Origin of the sequence: Pseudomonas pudica, assembly GCF_015680405.1 — a bacterium.
GTDB classification, from domain to species: Bacteria; Pseudomonadota; Gammaproteobacteria; order Pseudomonadales; family Pseudomonadaceae; genus Aquipseudomonas; species Aquipseudomonas pudica.
On the sequence record NZ_JADLJS010000019.1, the window covers coordinates 15,514 to 24,884 of the forward strand.

At 60.3% G+C, this 9,371-nt stretch carries 16 protein-coding genes; 10 read left to right on the plus strand and 6 right to left on the minus strand.

The genetic code is table 11. The annotated features are described in order from the left end of the window. Nucleotides 1-18: 18 nt before the first annotated feature. The 4 genes from IRZ77_RS14895 to IRZ77_RS14910 all read right to left on the minus strand — a co-directional run bounded on the left by IRZ77_RS14895 (nucleotide 19) and on the right by IRZ77_RS14910 (nucleotide 1,592). Entirely contained in the window at nucleotides 19-477 is a 459-nt protein-coding gene (locus IRZ77_RS14895) for a hypothetical protein (RefSeq protein ID WP_196173784.1), read from the minus strand. Then, the gene (locus tag IRZ77_RS14900; RefSeq protein ID WP_196173786.1) at nucleotides 474-743 is read right to left on the minus strand and encodes a hypothetical protein; all 270 of its coding nucleotides are present in this window, start codon (nucleotides 741-743) and stop codon (nucleotides 474-476) included. Before IRZ77_RS14900 ends, IRZ77_RS14895 begins: the two co-directional genes overlap by 4 nt. A gap of 19 nt (nucleotides 744-762) precedes the next feature. Further along, complete coding sequence (locus IRZ77_RS14905; RefSeq protein ID WP_196173788.1) at nucleotides 763-1,146, minus strand: response regulator transcription factor; 384 nt, start codon at nucleotides 1,144-1,146, stop codon at nucleotides 763-765. 140 nt (nucleotides 1,147-1,286) lie between these two features. Then, the gene (locus IRZ77_RS14910; RefSeq protein WP_196173790.1) at nucleotides 1,287-1,592 is read right to left on the minus strand and encodes a hypothetical protein; all 306 of its coding nucleotides are present in this window, start codon (nucleotides 1,590-1,592) and stop codon (nucleotides 1,287-1,289) included. A gap of 348 nt (nucleotides 1,593-1,940) precedes the next feature. Here IRZ77_RS14910 and IRZ77_RS14915 point away from each other — a divergent pair, with 348 nt between their 5' ends. Further along, nucleotides 1,941-2,261 (plus strand): DUF1654 domain-containing protein, encoded by a 321-nt coding sequence (locus tag IRZ77_RS14915; RefSeq protein WP_196173791.1) that lies wholly within the window; start codon nucleotides 1,941-1,943, stop codon nucleotides 2,259-2,261. Nucleotides 2,262-2,294: 33 nt separating this feature from the next. Here IRZ77_RS14915 and IRZ77_RS14920 read toward each other — a convergent pair whose 3' ends face one another. After that, complete coding sequence (locus tag IRZ77_RS14920; RefSeq protein ID WP_137163815.1) at nucleotides 2,295-3,188, minus strand: DUF7946 domain-containing protein; 894 nt, start codon at nucleotides 3,186-3,188, stop codon at nucleotides 2,295-2,297. A gap of 23 nt (nucleotides 3,189-3,211) precedes the next feature. Then, the gene (locus IRZ77_RS14925; protein WP_196173793.1) at nucleotides 3,212-4,063 is read right to left on the minus strand and encodes an XRE family transcriptional regulator; all 852 of its coding nucleotides are present in this window, start codon (nucleotides 4,061-4,063) and stop codon (nucleotides 3,212-3,214) included. An 88-nt stretch (nucleotides 4,064-4,151) separates the two neighbouring features. Here IRZ77_RS14925 and IRZ77_RS14930 point away from each other — a divergent pair, with 88 nt between their 5' ends. The 9 genes from IRZ77_RS14930 (at nucleotide 4,152) to IRZ77_RS14970 (ending at nucleotide 9,245) form a co-directional block, all read left to right on the plus strand. Then, nucleotides 4,152-4,328 (plus strand): Cro/CI family transcriptional regulator, encoded by a 177-nt coding sequence (locus tag IRZ77_RS14930; protein ID WP_003260575.1) that lies wholly within the window; start codon nucleotides 4,152-4,154, stop codon nucleotides 4,326-4,328. Nucleotides 4,329-4,537: 209 nt separating this feature from the next. Next, nucleotides 4,538-5,266, plus strand: a complete 729-nt coding sequence (locus IRZ77_RS14935; RefSeq protein WP_196173795.1) for a DnaT-like ssDNA-binding domain-containing protein — start codon at nucleotides 4,538-4,540, stop codon at nucleotides 5,264-5,266. Next, nucleotides 5,263-5,946: a replication protein P gene (locus IRZ77_RS14940; RefSeq protein ID WP_196173797.1), complete on the plus strand. Its 684-nt coding sequence runs from the start codon at nucleotides 5,263-5,265 to the stop codon at nucleotides 5,944-5,946. The genes IRZ77_RS14935 and IRZ77_RS14940 overlap by 4 nt, the downstream gene beginning before the upstream one ends. 25 nt (nucleotides 5,947-5,971) lie before the next feature. Beyond that, nucleotides 5,972-6,268 carry a DUF1364 domain-containing protein gene (locus IRZ77_RS14945; RefSeq protein ID WP_102885479.1) on the plus strand — a complete coding sequence of 99 codons (297 nt, stop codon included), beginning with the start codon at nucleotides 5,972-5,974 and terminating at the stop codon, nucleotides 6,266-6,268. Further along, the gene (locus IRZ77_RS14950; RefSeq protein ID WP_108479931.1) at nucleotides 6,265-6,693 is read left to right on the plus strand and encodes a VRR-NUC domain-containing protein; all 429 of its coding nucleotides are present in this window, start codon (nucleotides 6,265-6,267) and stop codon (nucleotides 6,691-6,693) included. The genes IRZ77_RS14945 and IRZ77_RS14950 overlap by 4 nt, the downstream gene beginning before the upstream one ends. Continuing rightward, on the plus strand, nucleotides 6,690-7,988 hold the full coding sequence (locus IRZ77_RS14955) for a tyrosine-type recombinase/integrase (protein WP_196173799.1): 1,299 nt from the start codon (nucleotides 6,690-6,692) through the stop codon (nucleotides 7,986-7,988). Before IRZ77_RS14950 ends, IRZ77_RS14955 begins: the two co-directional genes overlap by 4 nt. After that, nucleotides 7,985-8,233 carry a hypothetical protein gene (locus IRZ77_RS14960; protein WP_196173801.1) on the plus strand — a complete coding sequence of 83 codons (249 nt, stop codon included), beginning with the start codon at nucleotides 7,985-7,987 and terminating at the stop codon, nucleotides 8,231-8,233. Before IRZ77_RS14955 ends, IRZ77_RS14960 begins: the two co-directional genes overlap by 4 nt. Continuing rightward, the gene (locus tag IRZ77_RS14965; protein WP_196173803.1) at nucleotides 8,230-8,547 is read left to right on the plus strand and encodes a hypothetical protein; all 318 of its coding nucleotides are present in this window, start codon (nucleotides 8,230-8,232) and stop codon (nucleotides 8,545-8,547) included. Before IRZ77_RS14960 ends, IRZ77_RS14965 begins: the two co-directional genes overlap by 4 nt. Before the next feature lie 11 nt (nucleotides 8,548-8,558). Next, nucleotides 8,559-9,245 carry a hypothetical protein gene (locus IRZ77_RS14970; protein ID WP_196173805.1) on the plus strand — a complete coding sequence of 229 codons (687 nt, stop codon included), beginning with the start codon at nucleotides 8,559-8,561 and terminating at the stop codon, nucleotides 9,243-9,245. Nucleotides 9,246-9,371: the final 126 nt, after the last annotated feature.

Consider the following 9,371-nt stretch of genomic DNA (forward strand, 5'->3'; position numbering starts at 1 on the left):
CGCGTGAGGTGATGCGTTTCATGCTGCTTTCTGCTGATTCCAGGCGCCGACAGCGGCAAAGATCTTGGCGGCCTCTGCTTCGTCGAGCGTTGTGTCGGTAGGGATGGCGATCCAGCCGGCCGCCACCAGGTGATTAGGGTTGGCCGTGGCCCGCAGGTCGGTGTAGGTCGCCTCGATCACGTCGGTCAGGTGCTCGGCGCGGTAGCTGCCTTGCGGTGCAACCTCGATCGACTTGTTGTACCGCTCGCCGAACTCGGTCCGACACAACACGCTGAGGTAGATCGTCCAGCGGTGCGGGATATCGCAGACCGCGTCGACGATTTGGCGCACCCGGATCTGCCTGAGGTTCTTCCAGTTGATCAGCACCTGCTGGCCGCTGGGGTCGATGTTCACCACGGCGGCGTGGTTGGCCGAGACCAGCGCCCGGCAAGTCCGCTCCAGGCGTGCCCGCATGTTGTGGGGTTTGCGCTTGCTCATTGCCGAGTGCCTGTCTTGCTTGCCGCCCCGGCTTCCATCGCATCCACGAACCGAATCGCGGCCCGGTAGCTGAAGGCGAAGCCCTGGACGGCGCCCGTGGCGATCTCCACCACATCCCACGTGCCGGCCTTCCCGAATGCCTGGTAGCGCGGCGAACCTGCGCTGACTTTTGCCATGGCTTCCGCCTTGACCAATTTGCTGTACTCGAGCAGGGCTTTGAGCCCTTCCACCTTCTCTTGGAAGGCCTGGTGCATTGTTGTCTGCATTGGGTGATCCCCGGGTGGGTCAGGCGTGGTATTCGAAGGCCTCGGCCTTGCGAACGATTCGAACTTGGGCGGTGCGGCGCTCCGGCGCGCGGCGATCGCGGCGCATGGGGTCGCTGTCGTCGATCACCGCGTGCATGGCGATGAGGCCGGCGAGGGCGATGCAGAGCGGGCTGATGATCTGCTGGCGCATGGCCTTTGTGACCGCCTCGATGCGGCGGCCGGCCTCCAGCTTGAACAGCGCGGCTTCGATGCGGTTGGCCACCGTGCCCGGGCTGACCGACATCTGGCGGGCGATTTCTTTGGTGGTGAGTCCTTGGGCCACCCACAACAGTGCTTCGAGCTCACGGGGAGCCAGCGCCTTGCCGAGCTGGCCAATCCATGAGCCGCAAGTGATCGTTTTCATGAAGAGTCCTCGGTGGGCTGCATTGGTCGTGACGCTCGCTGCCGCTACCTCCCGGACCAGGGGAGGGCGAACGCCACGACCGATGCAGCCTGGTGATGGGGAACCAGGTGGATCGGGCCGTCTTTCCGGCTATCAGGGAATCAAATGACTGCCGCCAGAGTGCGGGTGCCATCGGCGTGCTGTGTTGCGATGTGCATGCTGATGTGATGCGGCGCGCTTCGTTGGATCGCTACGGCGGCCTTGCTGAAGCGCTCGTCGAAAGCGCCTTCACCATCAGGCAGATGGGAGGTGCAGGTCAGGCGGGAGCAGTCTTCGCCGTTCGGGCCTTCACCATCGTGGGCAATGTTGAAGCTGGCGATCATTGCAATGCCGTGCTCACGGCAAACGGCGATGATGCTCTGCATCAGCGGGCTGATTTGCTCGTCGTAAATTTCTTCTTTGTTCACGGTGATGTCCTCGGGTTGATTTCCCGTCTGGCCCTGTCGCCAAGGCCAGCCAGTGAAATCGAAGTGATCCAGGCGCCCATCGCTCTTTGGGCTACGCGCTTCCCCGCATTGGCATGCGCGCCACTTGGTTACCTGAACCCAGCTCACTGCATGAGGCAGCTGCTGCCCTCATGTGCCGCTGAGGGTGACGGGTGTCCAGTTGTGTAAAGAGCGGGCTGCCATGGCTACCAGGCTCGTTGCAAATGCAAGCGAACTTGTATTCATGAAAGCATGCTTGTTTTTTAAATGCAAGCAAACTTGTGCGATTTTCGAATACTGTATGGATATCCAGCATTCAGGAGGTGGCGGATGTCAGTGCAGGAAAATGCAGTTCGAATCGAGGAATTAACGAGCCTTGAGCGGCTGGGCCTGAGGGTGTCAGCGATGATCAACTCGCCCGTAGCTCAGCTAGGCAGAAAGGTGCTGATACACCGCCTCGATACGGATTCAGATCAGGACTGGGAGGCGATCATGGAGCTGCTGTCTGAAACTGACGGCCTAGGCATGACCTTCCGTGATGACGGGGCGGTGATCCTGCAGTGGGATTTGCCCACCGATGATGACCGTGTGATTGATAGGGGAGAAGATGTGGCCCTGGTTGAGCCCGCACAGGAGGAGGCGCCTTTCTGAGGGGATTAAAAAGCCCGCCGAGGCGGGCTATGTTCAAGCTTCTGTGATGAATAAACGATGTAGTTCTCCATCTTTGAATACAGGCTTTCCCCGTACCTTGAGCTGGCTATGACTGTCCATTGCCCTCGTATATTGATTGTTAGGCACAGTCAGGGACACGTCATTGATCTTCCCATGGTACATCCCCACGAAGCCATCAATGGAAATCCTACATACGCCACTGTCTAGGCTGAGTGAGTAGATTCGAGTCACGATAAAATCACCGGCCTCACCGACAACCACATCACCGTCTGATCTGATTGCAAGGGCTTCCGGCTCCTCGATTCGGATGGGGTGTTCTGAGCCCGAAAACTGGATGATCTGATCGCAGCTTTTTCCTAGCGGTGTCAAGGCGGCCCGCATCGGGGCTTTAGACGCCTCGACTAATGCAGGGATGGTTTGGATCATCTTTTCCTGCAGGCCCGCAAGATTGTCGTTTGCCTTGATAAGCCCATTCGCCAGTAGGGTATTGAGCTCTGTTGAAGATTTGGCCTGTTCCCTGACCACTTCCACTAGCTCCTTCACACTGGATCCCCCTGACAGCGCATCTTTCACATGTCCCATGACCTTGGCTACAAGCCAGTCGAATGCCTTCTTGTAAATGTCGTTGAAGGCTGGGTACTGATGAGTAAGTGCTGTAAGTATAACCAGTGTTGACTCAAAAGATCCTTTCTGTGGTGGAGCCGAGTAGCACCGTATGTCGGAGGTTTTCCGGCCGCTGAGTACTTCGCCGTAAAGGCAGTAATGGCTGACCAGCTTGTACAGGCGGGCTGATCCCTCTACCGAGCGTGCGTACTGCTGTGAATCCAGTAGATGTCGTTCGGCGTCGAGGCCGTCGTATTTCACATCCATGTGTCCGGCGACGCCGGTCAACGAATCCCAATCCACGTTTCACCTTTCCTAGAAACTATTCAAACCCGTCGTGCATTCCAAACCAGCAAAACCTTTGCGTGGATCGTCACATCATCAATCCGTGCCGACTGCTTCTCGTAGTTGCGGTTGTCAGAGATTAGCCAGACATGATCTTCGTCTTGGCGCTGCAGACGTTTGATCAGCAGGTCACCATGCCAGGTGACCACATACACGCCTTCACCTTGGTAGTCGTTCACGCCGCGATCAACGATCACAGGATCCTTATCATTGATCGTCCCTTCCATGCTCTGGCCCCACCCGGTGATCATCGCCAAGGCCTGTGCTGCGGAGTAGGTCACGCCTTTCTCCCGCAAAACTTCCTCGCGGATCACCACATTCCGGATGACCTCGCTGTACTCGGCCGGCACCTGCCCATGGCCCATCGCTGCACGTATGTCGTACTGGGGAATGGAGATATCGCCTTCTGGTGGCTTGGCAGTCGCGATGACAAACCCGCTAGTGCTATCGCCCTGTGGATCTTCTTCCACGGCACGAACAATGCTCTGTCGCGCCTCAGCGGTTAGGCCCTTGCCATGTTTTTCGAGCATTTTTCGGACCGCATCCGCGGCCGACAAAGATGTAGCGACATCTTTCTCTCCACCTGCCTTTGGCTCCGCCTTGCGCGGAGGTTCTCCCTTTCCGGATAGCAACCAATCAACGGTCGTGTCGTACCCGTCAGCCAAGGCCACTAAGTTCTCGTTCTTGATGTTTTCAGTATCGCCGGCGAACCACTGGCGAACAGCTTCGTAGCTGATGCCACAAGTGGTTGCGATATCCCGCTTGACGTTGCGCACGCCGAGTTCAGGCCTGCGAGCCAGGACGAGTTTGGTAATTCGGTCTGTGGTCTTCATGTGCGCAATCTACAAGGTTGCTTGTCAAGCATGCTTGTTTTGAATATGCAAGCATGCTTGAATGTCTAGACGAGCAAAGGAGGTTGCCATGACCAAAAGCCAAGCAATTCAACATTTCGGTTCCATCTCGGCGCTCGCGAAGGCAGTTGGCGTTACCTACGAAGCGGTGCGCCAGTGGGCAGAGGTGCCGGAGTTGAGGCAGTACCAAATCGAAAGGATCACTGCTGGGGCGCTTAAGGCTGACCAGAAAGGCGCAGCGGCGTGACCTTGGGTGTGATTGTCAGACATCCAGCGTTGCGCCAGTAGATGGCTGAAACACCTGCGAATCCATCCAGTACTGGAATCGCGGGCGAAAAAAAACCGCCTGGCAGGGCGGTCTTCTGAAACAACATCGAGGTTGATTATGCACCGCACAGACGATGCAGGCAATACCGCGCATTCCGCGTCAGCTGTCAGTCATGGAGGGCGTTCGTAATGGCTCGTATCCGCACAATCAAGCCTGAGTTCTGGACCAGTGAACAGGTCATGGAGTGCTCGGCGATGGCTCGACTCCTCTTCATCGGGATCTGGAACTTCTGCGATGACGCAGGCAACCACCCCATGTCACCGAAGACCATCAAAGCTCTCGTTTTCCCCGGTGACGACATCACTGCGCTGGCCGTGGAAGGCCTGCTCATCGAGCTGGTAACGAACCGGCTGATTACTCTCTACGAGGCGGGATCGAAACAGTACCTGCACGTCAACGGATGGCATCACCAGAAGATCGATAGACCTACCGTAAAGCATCCAGAATTCGTCGAGCCCTCGCCGAGCGCTCACGAAGAAGTTGGCGAAGGTTCGTCTAGCGGTGATCGAGGCCTCACCCCCGGAAGGGAAGGGAAGGGAAGTAATACACACTCTCCGCGTGAGCCGTTCGCGATGTTCCTCGAGTGGGTTCCTGACCAGGCGCAGCTTGAGGCGTACGCCAAGCGATCAGGCGTCCCTATCGCAGAGTTCTCGGAAAAGGCCATTTCAGGATTTGTCGTCCACCACGACGCGAAGGGGCTGGCTAAAACCGAGAGTCAATGGATCGCTGACCTGGTCGCCTGGAGAAAGCGCGACCTAGCGAATGCTGCGAAGGTCGTTCCCCTGCGTGCGGGTCCGGGTGGCCAGCAGCTCGATGACCACGATACGTCTTGGATCGAGCAAGGGAGTGCCCAATGAACCCAGTCGCAGTTGTCACACATGGCCTGTGGGCCAAGGTTCAGTCCGGTCAGCACGTCTCTGCTGGATACGATCTGCCCGATGAGGTGAAGGCCGAGCTTAACCGGAAGACGGCAGAGGTTATCAACGATCTGTTCCGTGACCTGCGCTCCATCTGCACTGCCTGGAAGCAGGCTTGGCCCGACCAGGCCACCTACAACGCGTCGAAACAGCAATGGCTCACTGCGTTTCTAGAGGCCGGCATTTGCAAGCCCGAGCAGTTGCAGTTTGGACTGATGCGCTGCCGCCAGTCGGGGGCTCCGTTCATCCCACCTCCCGGTGAGTTCATCCAGTGGTGTCAGCCGTCACCAGAGATGCTCGGTCTGCCGGCCTTGGCGGCCGCTTTCCGCGAAGCAACCCGCAATGCCCATCCTGCGATGGCTGGTCGGGGTAAGTGGAGTCATGACGCGGTCTGGCACGCGGCCAAAGAGTGCGGCTTCGAGAATCTCAACAAGCTGCCATCCGATGCTAGCTCGAAGCTGTTCGAGCGCAACTACACCATCGCAGTTCGGCGGCTTATGGCCGGTGAGCCGCTGCAGAAGATGCCGCTGGCACTTCCTGCGGAGGTTTCCGTGCGCCGCACTCCGCAAGTCGGAAATTCTGCCTTGGCAGCCATGCGCGCCCGCTTGGCGGGGCGCTGATCAATTACCTTCAAGGAGGCGTCCCGTGCGCCAAACAAAACTGACCAAGGCTGCTCGCGGCCGGGAGTGCCAGGTGCGCATTCCGGGCGTGTGCAACGGCAACCCCGAGACCACCGTCCTGGCACACTACCGGCTGGCCGGCACCTGCGGAGTCGGCAAGAAGCCGCACGACCTGCAGGGCGCGTGGTGCTGCAGCGCCTGCCATGACGCTTGCGACGGGCGCAGCAAGGCCGTCGACCGCGATACCGCCCGCCAGTACCACGCCGAGGGCGTCATGCGCACCCAGGCGCTGCTGCTGAACGAGGGAGTGCTGATCGCATGAATGCTCCTGCCCTTCGCCCGTTCAAGGCCAAGCCGGCCCGCGCCAAGCCCGTCGACCGGGAAGGGCAGGAGCAGGCCGCACTGATGCAGGAGCTGCAGCTGCGCTACCCGCAGGCCTACAAGCTGATCTATCACGTGCCGAACGGCGGGCACCGGGTCAAGGCCGTGGCCGCCAAGCTGAAGGGGCAGGGGGTGAAGGCCGGCGTGCCTGACCTGGTGCTGCCGATGGCGCGGGGCGGCTACTTCGGCCTGTACATCGAGTTCAAGGCCAGGCCGCCGTTCGATGCGCCGGTGTCGGCGAGCCAGGATGCCTACCTGCAGGCGTTGGCCGCACAGGGCTACCTGGCCATCGTGTGCCGAGGCAACATCGACGCGGTCGAAGCGATCCGCGCCTACCTGCTGCAGCCTGCGACGGTGACCGCATGAGCGCGACCAGGGAAGTGAAGCTGAGCGAGGCCGAGGTGCGCCGGCAGGCCGCCGACAAGTCGGTGCGCGACGTGCGCGATCCGCGTCACCCGGGCCTGTACCTACGCTTCTGGAGTAACCGCGAGCGCGGCACCTGGTACCTGGTGCGCGGCAAAAAGTGGGTGCCGGTCGCCCGCTGGCCCGAGCTGAGCGTGGCGGCGGTGATCGCCGAACTGCCCGCGCTGCGCCAACGCCTGTTGCGCGCCCCGGCCACTGTGCCCGTGGCGTCGGGCATGGTTACCGTAGGCCAGCTGCTGGATTGGTACGGCGATCGGATGGCCCGCGACCGCTCGCTGTCGGCGAAGCGCAAGGCCGGCGCCCGATCTGCCATTGCCCAGCACCTGAAGCCGCGCCTGGATGACCTGGCCGTGGCCTGCGTGAATGCCGATGCGCTGGACAAGCACCTGATGTGGCCGTGCCAGGCCGAAGTGTCGCTGTCCTACCTGCGGCAAATGTTCGCGCTGCTGCTGACCGCCTTCCGCCAGGCCCTGCAGCTGGGGCTGATCGATCGCAACCCGATGGCCGGGATGCGCTTCAACGATTTCACCAAGGCCCGGATCCTGCCCAAGGCGGCTCGGCTGCGTGGCGTGCAGTTGCCCGAGCTGATGCAGCAACTGGCCCAGGCCTTCGAGCAGGAGCCAGGCGACGCCATGCTGGCCCTGATGATGCTGGCCCACGGCACCCGGATCGGCGAGACCCGCATGGCGCGCTGGAGCGAGATCTCCCTGGCCGCTGCCGAATGGTTCATCCCGGCGGCGAACACCAAGACCCGCACCGAGCACCGCCTGCCGCTGACCGCCCAGGTGGCGGCGCTGCTGACCCGGTACCGGACGATCCAGCAGGCCCGGGGCTATGAGGGCGTGTACCTGTTCCCGAACCGCCGCGGGCTGCCGCTGAGCGAAACCCAGGCGAGCATGGTGTTCACCCGACTGGGGCAGGGCGAGTGGACCAGCCACGACCTGCGCAAGGTATCCCGTACCACCTGGACTGACCTCGGCATCGATGGCCACATCGGCGAGATGCTGCTGAACCACACGCTGGGGAAGATCGCCAGCACCTACATCCACACCCAGGCCATGCAGCAGCGGCGGGTCGCCCTGGAGAAGTGGCACGCCTGGTTAGACGGCATCGGCTTCGGTGCCATTCACGGCCTTACCAAGGCCTTATCCGAAATTTCACAGAATTCGGCCCAGCCAGTGGAACACAAGGCGTCCAGCGACCTTGCCGAATTTGTAATTAGCGAGGATTCGAAATGAATATTTCCGAGCACGGAGCCGTGGCCTTCCTCTACGGCCTGGAAGGTCGCGCCATTGGGCAGGTGATCATTGATGAGTGGTCCGGCGTGGACCTCGGCGAGGAAGTGACCGTGGCGCCGCGGGAAGGAGGCTTGTTTGGCCTGGAGCAATTCGACAAGCCGATTGTGGCTGCCAGTGGTGTCGTTCCATGCTGCTGTGCGACCAAGCCTTGGCTTCGAGCCAAGAAGGGGCGTTCCCGCCAATGAGCAAAAGCCACGGCCCGGCTTTCAAGAAGGCCGTAATTGATCTGGAAGTATGCCCTTTGTGCGGTGGGAGAGCGGTCACCAAGGGTTTGTTTTACGAACTGCCATGCGACAACTGCAACGCCTCAGGCTGGGTAGTGGCTGCAACCGGCGAGGCCTTGGCCCTGGATGAACTGGTGACCCAGCTCAGCATGAGGCTTCGGGCAGCGCTCCGGCAGATCGAGCAGTTGAAGAACCCTCAGGCATCCGGGCCTGAGGCTACATATCAGGGAAGCAACCGGCGCGGCGCCGGCGGCACCAACTACACCGGTGATTGAGGGGAAAGGAGATGATCTACAACAGCGTATCGGGTGCAGTAGTTGCCGCTTTGGCGGCAGGAGAGAAAGGCGCTGCGAAAGGCCAGGCATGGCAGAAGCTATACAAGTCGGCAGAAGAAGAGGGTGGCTGCCTGGCTTCGTTGGGAGGGAACTCAGGCGGCTTTGACCGGGCCCAGGTGGACTACTGGCTGGCTGCGCGCCTGCACCACCTACTTATTCCTCGTCACTGGAGCGCCCTCAATGCGAAGTACGCCACCAACAAGGCGAAGCGGCTGCAGGGCATCACGGGCATCGCGTCGTTGATTGCCAGCCCAGCGCCTCAGCTGTTCGTCTACAAGGCCGTGACCACCTGGGCCATCCCAAAGCTCAAGGGGGCGCGTCGCAAGGGGCCTCGCTCGGTTGCAGTTGATATTCCGCTGGATGCGCCTGAATGGCGCCGCGAGAACCTGGTCAACGCTGCATTGGCCGCTGGCCAGGCTGAACGCAAAAAGGCAGAGGCTCTGGCCGAGGATCTGATCATTCTGCCGGACAGCTTCTACGACATGAACACCTGGGACCTCGATGCTACTTCGGAGCCCACACGCTACCGCTGGCGTGCAGGAATCAAGGAAAAGCTGGATGGCATGATCAATGACTCCTTGAGAGAGGTTCGGGCGATTCTTGAGGCGGAAGGCCTGCTGATCAATGACGCGGCATAATCGCCTATTGACATCAGTGAGAGAGTGAGAGAAATTATCTCCATCCTGTCATTCCTGCGCACGTTGAGGACTGACACCCAAAAGCCCGGCTAATAAGTCGGGCTTTTTTGTGCTCGTCATTTCTAT